This window comes from Desulforadius tongensis, assembly GCF_016907915.1.
Taxonomy (GTDB): Bacteria; Bacillota; Desulfotomaculia; order Desulfotomaculales; family Desulfohalotomaculaceae; genus Desulforadius; species Desulforadius tongensis.
Genome location: NZ_JAFBCW010000003.1, coordinates 26,626 through 48,471, shown reverse-complemented (window position 1 = coordinate 48,471; position 21,846 = coordinate 26,626). Strand labels below are relative to the sequence as shown.

Annotated in this window: 19 protein-coding genes and 1 pseudogene; 8 read left to right on the top strand and 12 right to left on the bottom strand. The window is 39.7% G+C overall.

All coding sequences use genetic code 11. The features are described from left to right. Positions 1–5 precede the first annotated feature (5 nt). From JOC37_RS01870 to JOC37_RS01835, 8 genes and pseudogenes are all read right to left on the bottom strand, one after another. Positions 6–353, bottom strand: a complete 348-nt coding sequence (locus JOC37_RS01870) for a four-helix bundle copper-binding protein (protein ID WP_204615272.1) — start codon at positions 351–353, stop codon at positions 6–8. Positions 354–472: 119 nt separating this feature from the next. Continuing rightward, a complete protein-coding gene (locus JOC37_RS01865) occupies positions 473–1,150 on the bottom strand; it encodes an MBL fold metallo-hydrolase (RefSeq protein ID WP_204615270.1) in 678 nt (225 codons plus the stop codon). A gap of 693 nt (positions 1,151–1,843) precedes the next feature. Further along, positions 1,844–3,262, bottom strand: coding sequence for a hypothetical protein (locus JOC37_RS01860; protein ID WP_204615268.1), 1,419 nt, complete (start codon positions 3,260–3,262; stop codon positions 1,844–1,846). 35 nt (positions 3,263–3,297) lie between these two features. Next, entirely contained in the window at positions 3,298–4,134 is an 837-nt protein-coding gene (locus tag JOC37_RS01855; protein WP_204615266.1) for a hypothetical protein, read from the bottom strand. 96 nt (positions 4,135–4,230) lie between these two features. After that, complete coding sequence (locus JOC37_RS01850) at positions 4,231–4,704, bottom strand: hypothetical protein (protein WP_238480697.1); 474 nt, start codon at positions 4,702–4,704, stop codon at positions 4,231–4,233. Between the two features lie 778 nt (positions 4,705–5,482). Next, a pseudogene (locus tag JOC37_RS01845) lies at positions 5,483–5,898 on the bottom strand (YjdF family protein). A 159-nt stretch (positions 5,899–6,057) separates the two neighbouring features. Then, complete coding sequence (locus tag JOC37_RS01840; protein ID WP_204615264.1) at positions 6,058–6,684, bottom strand: GNAT family N-acetyltransferase; 627 nt, start codon at positions 6,682–6,684, stop codon at positions 6,058–6,060. A gap of 381 nt (positions 6,685–7,065) precedes the next feature. Next, on the bottom strand, positions 7,066–7,614 hold the full coding sequence (locus tag JOC37_RS01835) for a hypothetical protein (RefSeq protein ID WP_204615263.1): 549 nt from the start codon (positions 7,612–7,614) through the stop codon (positions 7,066–7,068). On the opposite strand from JOC37_RS01835, the gene JOC37_RS13425 reads away from it, so the two are divergent. Further along, on the top strand, positions 7,575–8,060 hold the full coding sequence (locus JOC37_RS13425; protein WP_204615261.1) for a DDE-type integrase/transposase/recombinase: 486 nt from the start codon (positions 7,575–7,577) through the stop codon (positions 8,058–8,060). The two genes, JOC37_RS01835 and JOC37_RS13425, sit on opposite strands and share 40 nt — an antisense overlap. A gap of 556 nt (positions 8,061–8,616) precedes the next feature. Here the strand turns inward: JOC37_RS13425 and rlmD are convergent. Further along, on the bottom strand, positions 8,617–9,984 hold the full coding sequence (gene rlmD / locus JOC37_RS01825; RefSeq protein ID WP_207754851.1) for a 23S rRNA (uracil(1939)-C(5))-methyltransferase RlmD: 1,368 nt from the start codon (positions 9,982–9,984) through the stop codon (positions 8,617–8,619). Between the two features lie 125 nt (positions 9,985–10,109). On the opposite strand from rlmD, the gene JOC37_RS01820 reads away from it, so the two are divergent. Beyond that, entirely contained in the window at positions 10,110–11,270 is a 1,161-nt protein-coding gene (locus JOC37_RS01820) for an MFS transporter (protein WP_204615259.1), read from the top strand. Between the two features lie 42 nt (positions 11,271–11,312). Here the strand turns inward: JOC37_RS01820 and JOC37_RS01815 are convergent, their stop codons facing one another. The 3 genes from JOC37_RS01815 to JOC37_RS13560 are packed head-to-tail and all read right to left on the bottom strand — an operon-like array spanning position 11,313 to position 15,172. After that, the gene (locus JOC37_RS01815; RefSeq protein WP_238480695.1) at positions 11,313–12,224 is read right to left on the bottom strand and encodes a radical SAM protein; all 912 of its coding nucleotides are present in this window, start codon (positions 12,222–12,224) and stop codon (positions 11,313–11,315) included. 60 nt (positions 12,225–12,284) lie between these two features. After that, the gene (locus tag JOC37_RS01810; RefSeq protein WP_204615257.1) at positions 12,285–13,649 is read right to left on the bottom strand and encodes a sigma 54-interacting transcriptional regulator; all 1,365 of its coding nucleotides are present in this window, start codon (positions 13,647–13,649) and stop codon (positions 12,285–12,287) included. Further along, positions 13,646–15,172 (bottom strand): ATP-binding protein, encoded by a 1,527-nt coding sequence (locus JOC37_RS13560; RefSeq protein ID WP_204615255.1) that lies wholly within the window; start codon positions 15,170–15,172, stop codon positions 13,646–13,648. The genes JOC37_RS01810 and JOC37_RS13560 overlap by 4 nt, the downstream gene beginning before the upstream one ends. Positions 15,173–15,813: 641 nt before the next feature. Here JOC37_RS13560 and JOC37_RS01800 point away from each other — a divergent pair. From JOC37_RS01800 to JOC37_RS01775, 6 genes are all read left to right on the top strand, one after another. After that, positions 15,814–16,761: a sulfite exporter TauE/SafE family protein gene (locus JOC37_RS01800; RefSeq protein WP_238480694.1), complete on the top strand. Its 948-nt coding sequence runs from the start codon at positions 15,814–15,816 to the stop codon at positions 16,759–16,761. Between the two features lie 38 nt (positions 16,762–16,799). After that, positions 16,800–17,270, top strand: coding sequence for a DUF1634 domain-containing protein (locus tag JOC37_RS01795; RefSeq protein WP_204615253.1), 471 nt, complete (start codon positions 16,800–16,802; stop codon positions 17,268–17,270). An 87-nt stretch (positions 17,271–17,357) separates the two neighbouring features. Next, positions 17,358–17,966, top strand: coding sequence for a CBS domain-containing protein (locus JOC37_RS01790; RefSeq protein WP_204615251.1), 609 nt, complete (start codon positions 17,358–17,360; stop codon positions 17,964–17,966). A 5-nt stretch (positions 17,967–17,971) separates the two neighbouring features. Beyond that, complete coding sequence (locus tag JOC37_RS01785) at positions 17,972–18,781, top strand: helix-turn-helix transcriptional regulator (protein WP_204615249.1); 810 nt, start codon at positions 17,972–17,974, stop codon at positions 18,779–18,781. 241 nt (positions 18,782–19,022) lie between these two features. Continuing rightward, on the top strand, positions 19,023–20,015 hold the full coding sequence (locus tag JOC37_RS01780) for a sulfite exporter TauE/SafE family protein (protein ID WP_204615234.1): 993 nt from the start codon (positions 19,023–19,025) through the stop codon (positions 20,013–20,015). Positions 20,016–20,318: 303 nt separating this feature from the next. Then, positions 20,319–21,773 (top strand): SLC13 family permease, encoded by a 1,455-nt coding sequence (locus JOC37_RS01775; protein WP_204615232.1) that lies wholly within the window; start codon positions 20,319–20,321, stop codon positions 21,771–21,773. The last annotated feature ends 73 nt before the right edge of the window (positions 21,774–21,846 follow it).

Below are 21,846 nucleotides of genomic sequence, written 5' to 3'. Positions count from 1 at the left end.
TTCAATTACATAGCAGCCATTTTTCTACATTCTTCAGCACACTGACGGCAGATTTGTGCACACTTTTGACAATGTTCATCTTTAAACATTTCACATTCTTGTGCACATTTATCACATATTTTTGCACACAATTCACAATGCTCTTTGGAAAATTGACCGCTCATTGACATCGTCGCTGCAGACATCTGGCACATCATGGCACATTCAACCAATATACTTACACAATTTTTTCTTGCATTTAAATCTGCTTCATTAAGGCATTCATTAAAGCACTCATAACATGCTTGTGTACATTTTGTGCATGCATCTATACATGCTTGAAATTTATTAGTTTTATCTGTTACAGCACCCATTACTAACACTCCTTCATTTTTTTAATATCCTTTCAAGCATATTGTCTATTGTGCAGACGCTTTTTATACCTAATTTTTTTAAATTAAACGGGGCTGTAACACCAGTCTACAATATCAATTTAAGTGCGTTTTGCCAGTGAAATTTTAAATTTCTCTTTATCAAATTCTTTTCCATGTCCTGGATAATATTTTAGACAATTGTAACTATTTATTTTTTTCCAGCTTTCGATAAGTAATTCTTCATCATTGGCAAAAGGTGGATAAACTGAACCAGGTAATAAATTAAACATGGTATCCCCTGTAAAACAGTACTTTCCTTCTAAAATTATACATATGGAACCTCTCGTATGGCCCGGTGTATGAATAACTTCTCCTTCTACTCCATACGTATTTAAATTAAAACTATCATCTATTATAATGTCAGCCTTAATTGGTTGGAATTGTTTCTTAGAGAGAAAAAACTTATTTGAGATATTTGAGATAGCTTTTGAAAAAGCCATAGTTCCCTTTGGAAAATATGTAAAACCATTAGCTAAATCAGCTTGTTCACTTGTATGGACTAAAACCGGTGCAGTTGATTCTTTTTTAATTTGATAAAGGCTGCCAACATGATCATAATGAACATGAGTAATTATGATAAGTTTAATATCAGATAAATTAGCTTTGAATCTTTTTAAAGCACATTTAATATTCTCATGTTTATTTTGCGTACCCGCATCAATTAAAATATACCCTTTATTCCCCTTAATCAAATATGAATTAGATTTTCCCATTGGAACTCTTATAATATGATCCAAAAAAAACACTCCTTTACAGAACTCTAAAATGAAGTCCTTCCAGCAGGACTTTTACCCTGTACAAAACAAAAACTTGTTTTCCTTACTTTGTATCAGTGAGTACCCGGCAAAAGCGGGTTATGCTGCCTGTAAAGTATGGCAGCTTTCAAGGGGAAGTATTGGATAAGCTTATCTCCGGTGCATACAAATTTTGTATCGCTGAATTATCTTTTAATTATACATCGCAGCGCTGCCATATATGCAGGCAACCGGCCAAATCAGGCCGCTTTCCAGTGTGAAGCCTGTGGCTAGCAGGTAAATGCAGGTTTTAATGCAGTATGAATATTGCTGCAGCCGGCTAACATGTGGGCTGCAGTAGGCTGCAGTGAATCCAGCCCAGCTGCAAAAGGCTGCCGCCAGGTGTAAACTCGCAGGCGGTTAACCGGGGAGCAATGAGAAGCCGCCGTTCCACACAAGGCTTGGAGTTATCACCGGAAGCCGCACGACCTTGTGCCCGCGGTAGTTACTACTCTAAACCCTTGATTTTTCTAGTAAGCAAACAGTTTCCACATGGCACGAGCCGCTTGGATTGATGTCTTGGGCTGATTTTTTGCACCTTACGTTTACGGGAACATATCAATGGGTTTTTGGCTGTTTTTGAAAATCCGAGGTATACGGGAACATATCAATAATATAAAGAAAAAAATTAAAATTTTAATCCTTGTATTTTTTAGCATTCATTGTGTACAGCATAAATAGAGCTGAAGGTAATACCCCTTCACGTAACCCGATTCGGCTGATTTCATTAAAGCCTCGCATCAACTCGTCTTCATTTTTAGGATTGCCTCGTTCTTTTTGTTCTTCCAGTTCTTTTCTTACCATTGCACAAAGCTGATCCGCTCTAAATTGAGGAATGGAATTTACTTCATCGATAATCTTCTCTTTCGGAATTAGGTCAAACGATAATGCATTAAAAACCTCAATGAACTTATCAATCATTGGATCATCCGGTATCGGATATGAACAATTGTATTTTTTCTTTTCAGCGTCTAAAGATTTCCATAAATCTTCAACACTTAAAAGCTTATAAGGTTTATTAATAGAAACATTTTTATCTTTTTCAGAATAATAGTAAAAACAAACCTTATCTAATTTGCTTTCATTTATGCATTTAAATATATGGCTATCATTATTTGGAGATAGTCCTATGATATGCAATTCACCTTCTAAATTTGACAGCTTCTCAAAATGATAATCTGTACCAATTCGAAGCGTGGGGTTATGAATATATGTAATAACATACTGATAGGCATTCTTATCTTTTTCTTTCAGAGCCGCTATCTGTTTTTTAAATTCATCTACATTAAGCTTTGATAGTTCAAGCCAACGATTCAATTCGTTTGTACACTTTATAATATCTGATGCTCGTTTAAATTTGAGTTCACCACTATAGTCAAGAAGCGCATTACAAAAGCAATGACGAAATTCCTCTATGACAATCGTCGGTTCTCCTGCCTGATGGCGGATATATCCTTGGATAGTACCCGGGTCTTCACTATCAGCAAGAGAAGAATAATCTCCATGCAGATGAAACACCTCTCTACCTGTTAGCGCTTCTATATTACGATCGTAATTGAGAGAAAAAATATAATCGAAGCTTTTCAAAAACTTTTTTACCTTTTTATTCATACTTTGATAAACACTATTGAGCAGCCCTTCATTATATATTGCATCAAGAATCATTCGCTCAAATCCTTGCTTAGCTGACTGCCACTGATCTTTAATGTCTGAATTTGTAATAAAGAATAACCTTATTAATAGAAACCAATCCTCAAGCATAATCTCATAGTATTTTAGGATAGGGGCAATATATCTGTTCTTAAAATCTTTGATGGCTTCTTGGTCATCGACATTTCCAATACCATCGTAATCACCGTTTAGTATTTTGTTCGCAATGTCTACAAACGCTCTAAAGATTCTCTCAATTTCTTTTCCGGAAACTAAGCCTCCAAATAGCGGATCGTATCTATTAGATCTTGCATTGAATATTATCCTCTTCATAATAAAATCATTTGAATAAGCTTTACCGCCAAATTGAATGTTGATTCCATTTCCCAATAGAACGGATTTCATATGAACCTAAATTCCCCCTGCTAAATACTATATTATTATTTTTTTAAAGCAGCCAAAACAGTCTCCAAATATTGCTGCCAATATCCTTCGTCATCGCCTTCCATATCATGAAGCCAATAATACATAAACAGAATTTCAAGTTCCTGCTTTCTTCCTTTTATAAAAGGTTTTTTCGGCATTCTTCTGTATAGTGAATCAATATTAAAGAGATTACTTTTCTGCTTATAATCATAGTCATACTTTCTCCACGTATATTGACTCTTCTTTCTATGTGTCGAAGGCCAAATTTCCTCATTATCATAAAAACTATTTATCCAATCATATGCGAATGCGAGGAGATTAACCTGATATTTTGTCCATGTATTATTGATCCAATCACTAATTTCTTCGGTAATTGTCGGCACTCCAAACTCAAAATGCTTTTGGCTTTGAACCCGATGATAATCTTTGATAAAAAGGAAAAGCATTTCAGTCTCATCCTTAAGAAATGGCAGTTTCTTAATAAGTTTAGTATAGCAATCATATGAAATATTTCTAAACTCGCTGTCCGTATTATATAGGAAAAACAGTTCATGCTCCCTCATTATATTACCGATATACCTGTGGATCTGTTTTCCATATTCATCGTAAATACCAACCGCCCATTCTCTAACTTCAGGCTCATAATTTTGAAGTTGCTTACGATACTTGTCTAATTTTTCACTATGAAGCACTGTTTTTTCTTCGGCTTCAGTAGTATTCAAATAGTTGTTAAAATACTCAAATACGTAATCCACACAGATTTTTAAATTTTGAGAACGTGCTTCAATATCAAATTCATTGAGTCTATCCTCTTTTTTTCTACGGGCAATATACTCTTCAATACTTAGCATTTGCTCACCTCCTAAAATAGCACAGACTCTATTTGATTAGGAATTAGATTCGGCTTCTGTTTGCTTGACGAATGGTTCTTTCATTAATCAATCGCTTCACTCGATACTTTTCATTATCTCCTTCATGCTGTCGATTAAATAGTCCTTTTCAGGATCTGATGGTTCTTTGTTTTCTAGTAAACTGGTTATATAGGATTTAATAATATCTTTAGATTTGACAAAGCTAACGTTTCCAGGCAAGTTGCTGAGTATCAATTGAGCGTCTATAAACGCGCCCATACTATTAATAACTTGATTTATTAATTTTTCCGCTTGTTCGATATTCCCATTTTTCATTGCTTCTTTTGCAGAAATACTAAGGCTACGAATATCTTCTCCCCATATTGCATATCTTGATGGGGTTGCCTTGCAGTCTTCATCACATGAGTCAAAAATCGCTCTTTCTAATCTGGCCATGAACATTTCTTCACTGTCGTACTCTTTTACTCTCTTGATTACTACGGGAGCATTTCTGTCGTTAGATTTATAAAAGTTTATCACAGCCCGCATCAAAAATTCTATTTGAGCCAATATTTATCATACCTTTCATCTTAACAATCGCTTAATACTTTTTAGGGAATTTTTCCTTTCCAAGCTGCCACAGGTACTTATCTATGTCTTTCAGGTTATAGGGAGCAAGATTATAGAACTTGCCGAATTCCAGTAATATGTTTTAAACTTAATGTAATCCTTCAAATCGTCATTGCTAAACCTATAAAAGCCATCAACGTCTCTAAAATAGCGAAGAAGCCTATCCACATAACTATCATAGATAAGGAAGTCTAAATGCTTATGATGGCTGCAGTATTTTGTTGCGAAGGAATAGAAATTTTTCACTGTACCGTTATCCATATTGACTTTGGCAATATCATTTACCAAAGTCACATCCCCTGCCATAAGCCTGTCATCTATATCTAAATTGATGTGGATAAATTCCCTCAGAGTAGCCGTTTTACAAGAGGTTCTGGTATTTTGCAAATTCGCAAAATACGCAGAATCCCTTGTTTTCTATATGCACTTAATGTGTTTTTGTTAGGCTTTTTAAGATGCGTATCGCCGGCATGGGCACCTTCCTGCAGGAACAGCCCACCGCCCTGACCGAATACGACGAACCGCTTGTCCGGCAGCTGATTGAAAAGGTCACCGTCTACGAGGACCGGTTCACTGTGGAATTTAAGTCTAGTGTAACGGTGAATGTAGATAGATAATGACTTAAACGAAAAAGGTACTCTACGTCGCAATTCCATAAAGCAAGGCTCCTCATCACTGGATTTTCTCCGGTGATGAGGAGCCTTTTTGATAAGCGCAATTAACGTCCTCTGTGCTTATCTTGTTTCTTTTGCTTTTTCAGTTCAAACATACGCTTAGCTTCAGCCAGTTTCTGTTCTCGACTTTTCACCTTACGTTCCTGCTTGTTCTGTTCCTGCTTTAATTTTAGAGCTTACTGCGATTTTGTGCCAATTCCAGTATCCTGTAATTGTTTTTTCACATCTCGCTGTACTCTCTTAGGATTTCTTTTAGTTTCCTTTACAACACATGCCACAGTAGGACTGAATTGCAAACTGTAATAGTGTTTCAAAATAAACTCATAAATCTCACCATCCTTCGGTTCAGCACCAAAGGTCACTTTGCTACGGATAGCTTACCATCTTCGAATCGTTCAAAGATGCCTACCCAGAACAATTTCTCAAAATACACTGTCAGCTTGCCACTTGCTTTGCCCATGACAATCCCTCCTTACAAGATTTCGATGAGCAAAGAACGGACAACCCGGAGGGGCAAGTTACTTACCCTGCAGATGCAGGACGGCCGGGCTACCTTCCGGCTCTGGAATGCCAATGGCACTCGTTGCGTTTCTATCTTTGCTTTAAATTTGTTTTTCGCTTAGAAAAGCTGTCCCGGAAGTTTCAATTTCTCCTTATGTATGAATGCCTTATCGAACTCCTCGGCTTCTGCTTCATCTACAAAATATACCTGCGGTGTAGCATACTCTCCGGTAATTCCATCAAGATAGCCCGATATCAATTCCTTACATAAAAAGAATGATGCATCTTCACCTTCAGGCAATCCATGATAACGGATGCCAAACTCACTGGCAAAAGTAAATCCGCTCTTTCCATAGAAGTCGATATTTCCTTCCAAGCATACTGCACCCGCACCAAAATCTGCTGCTTTTTCAAGAGAATAGTCCAACAGTATTTTTCCGTAACCCTGTCTTTTAAATTCCGGCGCTATACAGATAGGCCCCATTGTCATGATGGGAATATCCCTGCCATCATCGGCTTTAATATTCGCTCTCATAAAAATGTTCTGGCCAATCAGCTTACCGTCCTTCTCCATTACAAAGTCCAGTTCCGGCACAAAAGCTACATCAGTTCGCAGCTGGTTCAATACATAATGCTCCAAGCATCCCGGACGGTATACATTCCAAAATGCCTCTCTTACAAGGTTTTCGACCTCACGGTATTCTTCTTCTCTTTCTAAACGAATGATATAGTCATTTTTATTCATTAATTTTTCCTCCTGATGATTGTTAACTGCAATACTGGGAGGTTTGTGTGAGACTGTATTTACGCAAACCTCCCGGTTAGCTTACAATCTCCAAGGTGTTGTTTTTCTTCAAACAGCAATCTCCTTTTATCAAAATTCGTGTCTACATACGTGTTAAGCGAAAAATATGCTCCAAGACTACAAGCAAACGAAGATACATGTTTCCACTTTTCAAAAACGTAATTTGCTATCACATTCAAGTCATGCATTTCGTTCCAAACATCGCATCAACATGTACATGTATTATTGTAGTTCTTTCTCTATACTCTGTCAAATCAAAGCTAAGTGTCGGGCAAAAAGCCACCGTTAATATGTTAATATAATCGGTGGATATCTTTATAATTATATTTCAATATCAATCACGACCCCAGACTTAAATCCTATAATTAACTTATCATCAAAGACCATCACCTTTTCAATAAGCCGCCTTACTAACTGCTCATCATATTCCTCCATCTCATAGGACTGCTCATTTAAGAAGGCTGTCATCTCCGCGATTCGTTGCCTTTTTCCTTCACGCTCTGCATTTTCAACCAGTACATTTTGCTTCAGTTCCCGCAAGCGGTAAATTTCATCAGCAACGTCGCTATAATCCGATTTTGAGTTTGCTAGCTTGAGAAGCTCGTTTTGCAGCTCATCCAATTTAGTATCAATATCGGTTGTAGTCTTATCATAGTTTTCATTAAGCACAGTTTCTATATTCGTTTTTAGTGTAGCAATAAAGGTACTTTTTTCACCAATGACAAGATTAATTGCTTTTATGATTTTCTCTTTTAGTATATCTTCAGATATGGTTGATGCATCACAAAATGAACCTGTATTCTCTAATCTACTAACACATCGCCAAACTATTGATTTTTTCCCTCGATTGTTCCAAATACTTTTACGCAAAGGATAAGACTATAGGAACACGTTCAAACTTTAATTATTACATAAGAAAGCATAAATTAAAAAGTAAAAACAAATCTGTAGTTCATCCAAGATATGAAACTAAGCCAGGAGAACAACTGCAGTTTGATTTCAAAGAAGACATAACTATGATTTCAAAAAATGGAGAGATATTTAAATTTAATATTCTTACAACAACGTTAGGATATTCAAGAATGCATAAATTTACTTATAGTAAATCAAAGACAAAAGAAGATGTATTTAGATGTCTTATTGAATCATTTAAATATTATGGAGGAGTTCCAAAAAGATTACTTACAGATAACATGAGTAGTATAGTAAATGTAAAAACAAAAAGTTTACTGAGGAGTTTAGACAGTTTTCAAAAGATTTTAAATTTACACCAGAAAAATGCAATGTTCGATCTCCTCAAACTAAAGGAAAAGTAGAGTCTGCTAACAGGTTTATAAGTAGGTTAATCCCTTACAATTATGAATTCGAGAATGAAGAAGAATTAGTTGAAATAATAAATAGATTAAGTGATGAAGTAAATAATGAAATAAATCAAACCACAGGAGTAAAACCTATAATGCTTATAAAAAAAGAAAAAGAATACCTTTCTCCTTTACCGAATAAAGAAATAATTGAATCTTGCTTGTTGAAAAAATAACAGGCAAATCTTACAGAGTTAAAGACAAAATATTTACAAGTAATTCAAAAAATACTTAGTCAAAAGTGTTAAAAGTTATATTTGCAAATATGTTAAAAATTATATTGACATTAACATCTCTCCTTGACAATCTACAACAACACACTCGATGTTTCAAAACTACCCAAACATATTATCCCTACCATGCAGCTACTCCTTTCAAACAATTTCGCAAATATCCAATTCTGCGAAAATCCTTACCCCCCTCAAACAAAAATCCCCCAAACCATAGTCTGAGGGAACATAAAACACACATCCATATTTAGTTAAAAACCTTCAAAGTCTTTGATTTCAAGCTATTTCTTCTCTATCTTCACGACGCACTCCACATGCGCAGTCTGGGGAAACATGTCCACCGGCTGTACTTCTTTTATTTCAAATCCATTACTGTTCAGGTAGGACAAATCCCTGGCCAGTGTGCCCGGATCGCAGGATACATATACTATCCCGGGCACTTTCATTTCTGCTAAAACACTTAAAACTTCCCGCCCGCATCCCCTGCGCGGGGGGTCCAGCACCACCACATCCGGCCGGTATCCTTCCCTGCTCAGAAGCGGCAGCAGTCTTTCCACTTCCCCCTGGTAAAACTCGACGTTATCAATACCGTTTTCTTTGGCGTTCTCCTCCGCATCTTTCACCGCTTCCGGTACTATTTCCAGTCCCATTACTTCACCGGCACAACCTGCCATAAACAGCGCTATGGTGCCGATTCCGCAGTAGGCGTCCAGCACCTTTTCCTTTCCCGTTAAACCGGCATACTCCCTGGCCTTATTATAAAGCACCAGAGTCTGGGCAGGGTTTACTTGGTAAAAGGAATTGGGGGATATATTAAACTTCAACCTACCCAACCGGTCTGTTATAGTTGGTTTTCCGGCCAGGGTTTTGTTCTTTTCTCCCATCACCACCCGGCTGCCGGACTGATTGATGTTCCGCACCACCGATGCCACCCGGGGGTGTATATGCTGTATTTCTCGGGCCAATCTGTTTTCTTCATCCCACCTGCCGCTGCCGGTAACCAGTACCACCATCACTTCTCCGGTAACCGCCCCTTTGCGCAAAACCACATGGCGGATCAAACCTCTTTTATTCTGCCAGTTAAATACCGGTACCCGGTATTTATTCAGCAGTTCTTCCACCGTTTTTGCCGCTTCATTTAATTCATCATCCACCAGCAGGCAGCGGTGTGCTGAAAGGGGCAGTAAACAGTGGCTTCCCTGTTCAAAATAGCCAAGGGTTACCCGGCCGTTAATTTCCTGCACCTGAAAATGTACTTTATTTCTATAATGCCACGGCCGTTCCATCCCCAGGGTGGGAAGAACTTTGACATCTTTTAGCTTTCCTATCCTGCTCAAACTGTCCTTTACCTGCCCGGTTTTATAACGCAGCTGGGCTTGATATTCAATGTGCTGCAGTGTACAGCCCCCGCACCTGCCGTAAACAGCGCATTGAGGTCGGCAGCGTTCATCTGCCTGTGCTATAATATCTAACAGCCTGGCATGGGCATAATTCTTTTTACGACGCACCACCTGCACCGCTGCCTTTTCCCCCGGTACAGCACCGGGGACAAAAACAGCCATGCCGTCGGGAAGGCGGCCAACCCCTTCCCCCTTGTGCGTCAATCCCGTTATATCTATGGTTATATTTTGGTTTTCCCTATTACCCAAAATAGCACCGCCTTAATTACAGATGTATAATTTGATGTATAATTTATAATAACATTATCTTAGATAATTTTGCTAATTCAGTTTAAGAAAAAGTTTAAATTCTGTACCGGGGGAGGCCAACAACATTGAGTTACTGCAGCAAAGTACTGGTAGTAGTGGCACTGACTATTTTTATTGATACTTTTATAGAAGGAATCATTGTTCCGGTTTTTCCAATATATATAGAGCAGCTGCATGCTTCTTCTTTTCACCTGGGAATAATTTTTTCCATGTATCCCGCCGCTTTATTACTGGTGGCCATCCCCCTGGGAATAATGTCGGACAGGCAGGGACGGAAAAAATTAATGGTTATTGGTATGCTGGGTTTAACTATTTCCACTGTCGCTTATGCCTTTTCTAAATCCGTTTTGGCCCTGGCATCCATCAGGTTTCTACAGGGTGCCGCGGCAGCGGCAAGCTGGACCATCGGGCCGGCATTAATTGCTGACATTTTTCCACCGGAAAAAAGAGGTGAAAAGCTGGGTCTGGCCATGGTGGGGATGAATTTTGGCTTTTTAACCGGCCCGGTGGCCGGCGGTTTTCTTTACGACTGGGGTGGGTATGCCTTTCCCTTTTGGGTATGTGCATTAATGTCGGCAGTGGTACTGCTGCTTGTAATTTTAGTTATTAAAGAACCACAGCAGAAAAAATATACCGGTAATAATATTCAAATCAACGACGTGTTTGGCAACAAATTACTGTTACTGGGAACAGGGCTGGTAATAGCTGCTTCCATAGGCTTAGGGTTTATGGACCCGTTACTGCCCGGATATTATGCCAGCAAATTTGCCGCCACTCCCGGAACCATCGGTTTATTGTTTGGAACAACCGCCGCCAGCAGCATTATCGCCCAGCCGGTTTTCGGGCGCCTGTCAGATCGCTGCGGCCGCATCCCGCTGATTACAGCCGGTTTAATAACCACCGCCATAACCATACCCCTGTTAACTTACACCACTTCTATACCGGCTGCCGTGCTGGTAATGGGTATTTTGGGTATAACATACGGGTTGATCTTTGCACCCAGCGGTCCTCTGCTGGCCGACGCGGTAATGGGTGACAAAAGTTCCATTAGTTATGGTGCTGCCTTCGGCCTGTACAACACTGCTTTTTCCCTGGGGTATGTTTTTGGCCCGCTGATAGGCGGTGGATGGGTGGAAATTTGGAGTTTAGAAAGTTTACTACTGGTTTATTCTGCAGTACTGCTCATGTACGTGGCGGTGATAAAAAAAGCGGCCTGCTCTAAATAATAAAGCCTGGGAACGGCCAGTTAAACCCAGGCTTTTATTTATTTAACTTAAAATTCGGCGCAGCCCCGCCTCTTTAGCCTTCTTTACTGCCCACCTGTGCTCGCGATTGTACACCGGCCGGTTTAACTCCGGGTACTTACCGGCTCTATGGGCAGGATAATACTGCTTCATAATATGCAGGTAGGTATCGGGCGAAATTTCATTGGCTAAAAACTGCACCACCTGCTCACTGCCGGCTAAATCTTCCGGCATTACCAGGTGCCGCACCAGCAAACCACGCCGGGCGATATTTCTATCGTCCTTCTGTAAATCCCCTACCTGCCGGTACATTTCTTTAACCACTTCTCTGGCCACAGTAAAATACCGGGGCGCCGAAGCATATTTTTTACCGTTTTGGTCATCGGAAAATTTAATATCCGGCATATATATGTCTACTATTCCATCAAGCAATTTTATCGTCTCCAGATCATCATAACACCCGGTATTGTATACCAGCGGTAAATTTAACCCCTCTTCCACCGCCAGCACCAGTGCTTCTAATATCTGGGGAACAAAGTGACTGGGGGAAACCAAATTGATATTATGGCACCCCGTTTGCTGCAAGCTCAGCATTATATCAGCCAGTTCACTGGCGGTTACATCACGTCCTTCCCCGTGATAGCTGATTTCACAGTTTTGACAAAACTCACAGGACATGCTGCAGTAACTGAAAAATATTGTACCCGAACCGTTTTGGCCCACCAGCACTTCCTCTTCTCCCCAATGACTTCCATAACTGGCCACAACCGCTTCACGCCCTGCGCGGCAAAAACCCAACTGACCTTCTAAACGATTAACATGACAATGCTGGGCACACACTGTACAATCTGCTAATTTTTCCACCGCCAGCCTGGTACGGCGCTTAAGCTCGGTAATAGACATTTTACGGTAAGCAGGTTGAAACTCTTTGGTCAAAATCCCACCACCTGTTAAAAATGTATCAGCATGAATATTTTACCCTAAAGTTTCCCAGCTTTATCCTAATTTTATGTTATACTTTTGGCTGCGATAAATTAAAGCAGACCGGGTAATGCCCAGTAACTGGGCAGCTTTGGTTTGATTACCTTTACTTTTCTCCAAGGCCTTTAATATCAACTCTTTTTCCACCTGCTCCAATGAAATACCGCTGTCCGGGAAATTTACTATCGTTTCCACAGCAAACTGATTATTATCAGCCTTTTGCTGTAATTCTATGGGTAAGTGCTCAGGTAAAATTTTGTTTCCCCGGCATATTATAACCGCACGTTCAATAACGTTCTGCAGTTCGCGTATATTGCCCGGCCAATCATAATTTACCAGCAGTTCCATAGCTTCCGGGTCAATATCCTTTACCGGGTAAGTTCCCATCATGTATTTTCTTAAAAAATTATTAGCCAGCAGCGGAATGTCATCCCTGCGCTCTCTTAAGGGGGGCAGGTGAATATGAATAACATTTAATCTATAATACAGGTCTTCTCGAAATTCCCCTTTTCGAATAAGTTCACGAATATCCCTGTTGGTGGCCGCAATAATCCTTACATTAACATGCAGCGTTTCCGTGCCGCCCACCCGTTCAAAAGACCTTTCCTGTAAAACTCTCAGCAGTTTGGCCTGCATGGCCGGGGACATTTCTGCGATCTCGTCCAAAAAGATGGTTCCTTTGTCCGCCAGTTCAAAACGTCCCCGTTTTAACGCCACAGCACCGGTAAAAGCACCTTTTTCATGCCCAAACAGCTCACTTTCCAGCAATTGTTCCGGCAGGGCCGCACAGTTAACCGGTACAAAGGGGTAGTCCCTTCTATCGCTGGCCTGGTGTATTGCCAAGGCAGTAACCTCTTTACCGGTACCGCTTTCGCCGGTTATCATTACAGTGGCGTTGGTTGCCGCCACCCGCTCAATCAACAGAATAACTTCTTTAATGGCCGGGCTTTCCCCGATAATAGTCCCGTATTTTTTACTCAGTTCCGAGCGCAAAAATGAAACTTCAGAAACAAGTTCGCTGTATTTCAGCGCTTGTTTAACCACCATTTTCAGCTCATCTAAATCAAATGGTTTGGTAATGTAATCATTGGCACCCAGTTTCATTGCTTCAATGGCGGTTTCTATGGTGCCGTGGGCTGTAATCATAATTACCGGGATCTTGGGATGAATTTCTTTTATAACCTTTAAAACTTCCATACCATCCATTCCCGGCATTTTTAAATCCAGCAAAACCAATGACGGGCCTTTATTTTTTAAAAGACTAATCCCTTTATTACCGGAGGTTGCCGTTATGGCCTGGTAGCCTTCCTGTTCCATTGCCCGTTTTAAAGCCCAACACATGTGTTCCTCATCGTCAATGATTAATATTTTAGGGATCACCTGTCATCTCTCCCCATCTCTTGGTTTAACGGCAGTTTGACAGTAAAAGTCATTCCCCCATCTTCATTACATTCAGCCGTAATAACACCATTATGCATAGATATTATTTGATTGCATATCGTCAACCCTAAACCGGTTCCTGTTTCTTTGGTAGTAAAAAAGGGGTCAAAAATATTTTTAATTTTTTCTTTGTCTATACCTGTTCCAGTGTCTTTAAAGGATATTATAACATTATTTGCATCATGTCGAGTTGTAATATCAAGTTTGCCTCCACCGGGCATTACTTCTATGGCATTTAAAATTATATTTACAAATACTTGTTTAATGCGTTCCCCATCTGCATATACCGGCGGCAGTTCCGGGGAAAAGTTTGTTACAAGTTCTATATTGCTTTGTCTAAGCTGGGCAGCAATAAAAAAAGTAAGTACAGAATCCAGCAGTTTATTGATCTGCACCATCTCTTTTACCGGCTTACTGGGTTTTCCATAAGACAGCAGTTCATGAATTACTTTGTTCTGTCTGTCCACCTGCTGTTTTATTACCTGACAGTATTCTTGAATAGAAGGATCTTTTTTTTCTGCTTCCATTAATTGAACAGTTGCTTTAATTACCCCAATGGGATTGCGCAGCTCGTGGGCAACCCCGGTTACAATCCGGCCAAGGGCCGCTAAACGCTCTTGCTTCCTTATTTCCTCTTCTAATTTTTCTTTTTCAATTAAGGCATCAGCCATTTTGTTAATGGCTTTTGAAATTTGTCCCAATTCCCCCGGTAGTACAGGCAGTTTGGCGTTAATATCATTCTCTAATTTACTTAAGCCATTTTTTATTTGTCTTACCCCACTGGTCAAATTGTTTACAACAATAAATACCCCTAACCCGCCAATCAGCAGGGCAGCAATTGAAAGATACCTGGTCATAGTTCTAAACTGCCTGGCTTGATTAAAAATTGGATGCAGACGTTCATCCGCCCACAACACAGCAACTAACTGCCCTTCTATTTTAACGGGTACAAACCGTTCAATAAACCTGTCCTCCGGCTCGCCGGCAATGGTAGCCAGCGGTTCACCGCTGGCCAGCACACTACGAATCCCTGAATACGCATTGGTGTAGATTCTCTTTTCTCTCTTTTTTTGCTCCTCTGGGGACAACTTACGATAGTTATGCAGAAAACCTCTAACTATCATTTTATCACTGTCCGGAATATACAAGCTTAATCTTACCCCGGGGTTAAACTCAATAATCGGGGTGGCGGCGTGGGAAAAGATTTGCTCAAAAAAATTGTTCCTTTCTTCAATGGTCATTTGTTTAATTTTTTCTTTATTCTCATTTATTTCAGCATTAACTTCCAATAAAACAGTCTGTACGATTGTTCCCAGACGCTCTTCCTTAGAAAGAAAAATTATCTCTTCTTTTTTACTGGCAAAGGATTCATACAACAATACCAGTATCGGTATAACCAAAATTATCAAAGTAATGGTAATCATTTGAAAACCAAAATTACGGTGTGAAAAAAATTTTTTCATAATAGTCCCACCTTTCCATCCAAACATCAAATATATTGTATGTTATCAAACACATTATTGTTCAATATCAAACAACAACCTTCAACCCCTTACCGCATCACCAAACCCCTTTGTTTACAGCCCCTGACTTCCAGGGTTTGTGAAAATAACTACATAATCAATATAGTTAATTGATTGTTTTCGTACACCTCGTTAAAATTATTGTCGTTTTTATTTCAATAAATCCCTTAAAATCAATCTTTTCCCGCTTTCATACTTTTGGCATGAGAATTGCATAGTAAAGTTTACAAAGTTATAAAAATGTATAAAAATGCCGCTGATTGGTTTTAAAAGGTTTGAGAAAATAATAACAAGTGTACGAAGCCGTCAAAACAGTATTAAAAAACATTGTATTAATTATAACATACAATTTTAGCCGCTTTTAAGCAAAAAAGCGCTGTAAAAACTTAACAATTTAAATTTAAATTTTTTAAAAGGGGGTGAACATTAATCCCGCTAGCACCTTACAATTTCAAATAGTTGGTTAATTGAGCAAAGTCAACCGTTACAGTTAAAATTCAATACTTTTAAAAAATCCTTTAGAAAAAGCACCTTGGTAAAGACATCTAGGAATAAAAAATTTTTTCTACGGGGGAAGTAGAATGATGAACACATTAATTGAAAAATTTAATGCCTTTACAGTGGCTGTATCATCGGCTATGCCCGACGCTGCTAATGCTGTTTCCGCTGCAGCGGGAAATCCAGATACTCCCTGGTGGGTATGGCCGGCAGTGCTGTTTGTAACCACATTTGTATTAGGTATTGTAGCGGTATTGGCAGGCGTTGGTGGCGGGGTACTGTTTGTACCCATTGTAGGTAGTTTCTTTCCTTTCCACCTGGATTTTGTCCGGGGCGCCGGCTTGATTGTAGCACTGGCAGGAGCATTGGCTGCCGGTCCGGGACTGCTTAAAAAGGGGCTGGCTAATTTAAGATTGGCACTGCCCGTAGCGTTAATTGCATCGACTTTTAGTATTATCGGGGCATTTATCGGGCTTGCACTGCCTCAAAATATTTTGCAAATGGCTTTAGGGGCAACCATCTGTGCCATCGCCGTTTTGTTTATATTCTCTAAAAACAGTGATATTCCAAATGTACCGGGTCCTGACGGTTTATCCAAAAAACTTAAAATTTCCGGTACTTACATTGAAGAATCCACAGGTAGACAAATTGATTGGACAGTACACCGTACTCTTAAAGGGTATTTAACCTTTATTTTCATCGGTTTAATTGCCGGGATGTTCGGACTTGGTGCCGGTTGGGCAAACGTACCGGTATTAAACCTGTTAATGGGCGCACCACTGAAATTAGCCGTAGGTTCCAGTAAGTTTCTACTCTCCATTACAGATACATCTGCTGCATGGATTTACTTAAATAAAGGTGCGGTATTACCTATTATTGCTGTTCCATCAGTGCTGGGTATTATGCTTGGTTCTCAGGTTGGTGTTAAACTGTTATCCAAGTCTAAACCTAAAGCTGTAAGATACCTGGTCATTGCAATGCTGTTATTTGCAGGTATCAACTCCTTCCTGAAAGGCTTAGGCGTAATGTAGTGTAAATTAATTTTAGGTGACTTTAGGAGGTAGAAATTATGGCTAAAGAACAACTGGCAGCTCAACAGGCGCCAAAGAGTTCGGGAAAAGTGCAGTCCAAAATGCATGTTCCGGCAGAGCAGGTTGCATATGCAAATATGATTAATTACGGACAGTGGCTGGGAGTAGGCATACTGGTTATCACATTCTTTATTTATATGAGCGGAATGATGCCGGGTTTCGTTCCCCCCAGCGAAGTAGCTCAAACTTGGCATTTAAGCTGTGAGGAATTCTTAAAAACAAATGGTATGCCGCACGGTTGGGAATGGTTGGGAATGCTGCGGTACGGTAATTTCCTCAGCCTGTTAGGTATTGCCTGGCTGGCAGGGCTGACAATTATAGCCTACTTGGCATTTTTAGTACCGGCTTATCTTAAACAAAAAGATACCCCATTCCTAACAATTGTTGCAGTTGAGATAATTGTACTTGTTTTAGCTGCCTCCGGCATATTGGGATCCGGCGGCCATTAAGCACTCTTTAATTTGTCAAACTGGAAGATTCAAGGCGACCTGTAAAAATAGGTCGCCTTAAGTTCCATTCAAAGGGAGGAGGTATCTATGTCGTCATCTGACAAAAAAGTTGCTAAAGATATTATGGTTCCTTCAGATCGTTATCCTGTTATTTACGAAGATGAAACAATTAAAAGGGTTTTGTCTAAATTTCAGTTTTCCCTATGTTCTAAACAGTCAAAAAGGCGGAACCTGTTAGTTTTAAATAGAAATGATGAGCCAATTGGTTGGGTAACCCTGAGAGATATTTTGGCAGCAGTGCATCCTTCCAATTTAGATTATACAAACAAGCATAAATGGAATTTACAGGGACTAACCGGCCCATCTGCATATTTCGCCCGCGAGTTAATGAATTGGGTATCAAATGATACCTTAAACTCCTTAGCGGATCAGTGTCAAAAAATTTCCAACCTCAGGGTAGATAAATTGGTTAGGCCGCTTGAATCAGGTGCTGTTCATGCTGAAACACCGTTAAATGCGGTGGCATCTATAATGTACGAAAAAAATCTCTCTACTTTACCGGTGGTTGAAAACGGAAAACTGGTAGGCTTTGTACGAGCAGAAGATATTATTATGGAAATGGCTTCAATTCTAATTAATACCACTGTAAACAAGAAAAACCAATCCACACCGGCGGCGAAATTCAGCGAGGTGTAAAATATATGGGTAGAGCTAAAACAAAACACAATCACGCAGCAAACCTTGATTTAATTCTTAATAAATTAAGGGAATCAACACCTGACGGTGGGGTTACTCTGGAAGAGTTATCCAGTCTATGCGGTGTAAGTAAAAGAAACATTTATCGCTATTTAAACGAACTGGAATACATGGGAATTGAAATAATCAGACCGGTGCAGCAAAAACCCGGTACACCCGGCAGGGGAAAATATTACCTCAGTGAGAAAACAATGCTTGAATCGGATACAGATGCCAGCTTAATCATGTTAATGGGATTAAACGCCCAAAAAGAAGCACAATACCGTAATTTATTGATGGCATTATATGAAATCTTCATTAGATATTTAGCAGCTAAATACCACCTAAGCCTACCCAAAGAATGGAAAATGTCTGAAATCCACCAATCACCGGTCAACGAGTTGAATGATAGTAAACAACCGTCTGCAAAAGAGCAGACCGGAACAGTTTTTTATCTTCCCACTGCTAACAAAAATAATCAACCCAAAAGCAAAAAAGAAGCAGTAAAGGTAATTTTGAGTCCTAAGGCAGCAGAAATTTACAGAAACACTCCCGAGCATTTTAAAACCATCTCCCAGGAACCTTTACCCGACGGCTCTTTATTGCTTACTTTAAGAGCCTCCTGTGATAACGAAATTTTGTCCTGGTTGTTCCACTGGAACGGTGAAGCAGAAATCATTGAGCCAATAAGAATCCGCAAAAAGCTAATTGATTTTTGTAACAATGTATTAAAAACCCACCAAAGCAAGTACTTGTCACAAAAAGCATCTTCCTAAAAATTAAAAGTTTATAATTCCAAAATAATGGCCGCAGCGGTCATTATTTTTTTATTTTCGAACACTGACAAAAAAATTTCGTAACTGAGAAAAACACAGTATATTAAAAAGATTACCGGCATAAGTGCCAAATATTTGTATGTAATAACTTTATATACAACTGTACAATTAACCTGTCTTAATTTAAAGTAGTGACAAATTAATTTTCATCGCCCGGGCAATAAAAAAGGGGCTGACATTTATGTTATTAAACTATGAAAGTGCCAGTATTTTTGTAAATCCTTACGTAATTTTATTAATTGGCTTTTGTATTGGCGTCATGGGAGCATATTTTGGTTCTAAAGCCATGTTTCTTGCCATTCCGGCTTTAAATATTAACAGTATACCAATGGTATTTGCCATCGGCACAGATATGGCTCACGCCTGCACCAGGACAATAATTGACAGCTACCATTACAAGCTATTTAAAGTTGTCAACTGGCATTTGACCGCTATCTTAAGCCTTTCCGGCATTATGGGTTTAGCTGCCGGCCATAAGTTGATACTGCTTACGGAACATTATCACATCACCGATACCGTTGTAAGGTTCCTGTATATTGCTTTATTAGTAATACTGGCCATTATATTAATACTAAAGAACAATAATCGTTTACCATTGCTGCCAAAATTCAGCATTCATTTAACCCCGCTATTTAATCCATCCGCATTAATACCGGTTTTATTTGGCATATTTTCCGGTTTTTTGGCCAGCTTTCTGGGCAGCGGAATTCTTCTGCTGCAAATTCCATTTTTAATTTACTTTTCTAACCTGCCGAATACCGTTATTTTAGCCAGCAATTTAGCCGCATTTTTAGTAACCTCAGCAACGGGTATCAAACTCTGGTCCTCAGCAGGGTTACTGGGTGTATTAACTACCACCATACTGCTGGTGGGTGTAATTGTCGGTTCTTACATCGGTTATGCAGCCTTAAACTATATTCCACCGGATAAGGTATCCAGTAAAACAAAAGATTTTTTATTACTGATGTCCGCAATGAAAACTATTTTGGCCATTGCAGTACTTATGTTTGGTTATATAAAATTTGCCAAACTGTTAATAATAGCCGCTTTATTAACTCCCACCGTTATAGTTATTAATTATATGCTGCTGGAAAAAATGGTAAGAAAAATAGTTAGCGAAGAAGAACTGGTCAAGGATGAAATAGCCTGTACCGATAAAAAAACCACTACATGATGACAAAAGTGTTGTCACCGCACAGCTATGCATGTATAATAAGCATAACCAAAATTAGCAATAACTTGGTATAATGAAGCACCTTAATAATAAACCAGGTTTTTTTGGTAATGGGGATTGTGAAAATTACATCAAGCAGTCTTTTACCTGGGGGGGAAGGAGGAGATGCTTACCAAAAATCCCTTATGGTTTAAAATTTTTTACAATTAAATTTTTTACAATTAAATGACTGACTAAGATAACTCTAAAGCACCTTTAATTTATTCCGTAAATTTATTCCGTATGTTTGGGGGTAAGTTGATTATGGAAAATAATATTGCCATTTCTGAATCTAAACAGGCCCAAAGCCAACAAAGTTTTTTAAGTAGCTTTATAAAAAACCGGAAGTTTTTCTTACTGGCTGCATTACTGGCAACCCTGGTAGTATTAATGCCAACTCCTGAAGGACTAACAACCGCAGGACAAAGAGCACTGGCCCTGATGATTTTTGTGGTGGTGTGTTTCTTTACAGAAGCAATTCCCCTGCCGGCTGTAGCCCTGATAATTGGCTCGTACCAAGTAATAATGGGTTTAACACCCTTCAGAGAAGTTCCCAAAACCTTTATGGGCGACGCAGTTGCTTTCATCATGGGCGCACTGATGATCGGTTCAATCCTGGTAAAGTATAAAATACACAACCGTATTGCGCTGTTTATTTTAAACATATCGGGAACCAATGTTACTAGGGTTATGCTGGGTATTATCACCTTCTGTGCCTTTAGTGCCGGATTTATTTCCGAGCACGCAACCGCCACTATTATGCTGCCCATTGGTGTAGGTATTGTATCCCTCTGTGGTGGTATTAAAAAAGTACCCAATCTAGGTAAATTATTGATGCTCGCCATTGCTTATGGTTGTATCATCGGCGGCCTGGCTTCCCCCTCCGGTGGAGCCCGCAACGCTTTGATGATCGGTTTTCTTTCCCAGTACGATATCTCTATTAGCTACGGTCAATGGGTCTTAATGGCCATACCCTTTACTTTGATTATGATACCGCTGACGGTACTTTGGTTGACTCGCTGTTTTAAACCAGAAGTAACGGATTTGCGGGAGCCGGTGGAAGCAATTAAAAAAGAAATGGCCACTGAAGGCAAAATGTCCACCGAAGCTAAAATGGCCCTGGGTATTTTTATAGTGGTTCTAACTTTATGGATTACAATGAGTGAACATATCGGTCTCGGCAACATCGCTGTCATGGGGGCCATTGCAGCTATGATACTGGGATTGGTAGATTGGAACTATCTGCAGAAAAACACCCAGTGGGGTGTGGTAATTCTTTACGCCGGTGCCATTTCCATGGGTTCTATGCTGCAGTCAACCGGGGCAGCACTATGGCTGGCAGAAAATCTACTGGCAGGGGTAAGTGCTCTAGGTATAACAGATGGTTTACCCCTGGTGGCCGCTATCACAACAATTACTGCCTTTACCACCAATACCATGGCAGATGGTCCAACCGTTGCAGTGCTGGGGCCGATCTTCTTAAAAGTTGCCGAGCTGGCAGAGACCTCCCCCTTTGCCATCGGTGTTGCTACATCCCTGGGATCAGCCTTTGCCTACTTGTTAATTATTGGAACGCCAGCCAACGCCATTGTATATGGCCCCGGTTTTCTTAAAGCATCAGACTATCTCAAGGCCGGGTCTGTAATGTTCCTGCTCTCTCTTTTCTTTGTAGTATTCGGTCTGGTAGGTTTCTGGTGGAAAGTACTGGGCATTTGGTAAACACCGAGCTTCTAAATTATTTAAAAAACAAATTATAATTACTGGTGTTAATTGATAAAATACTTATCAAGAA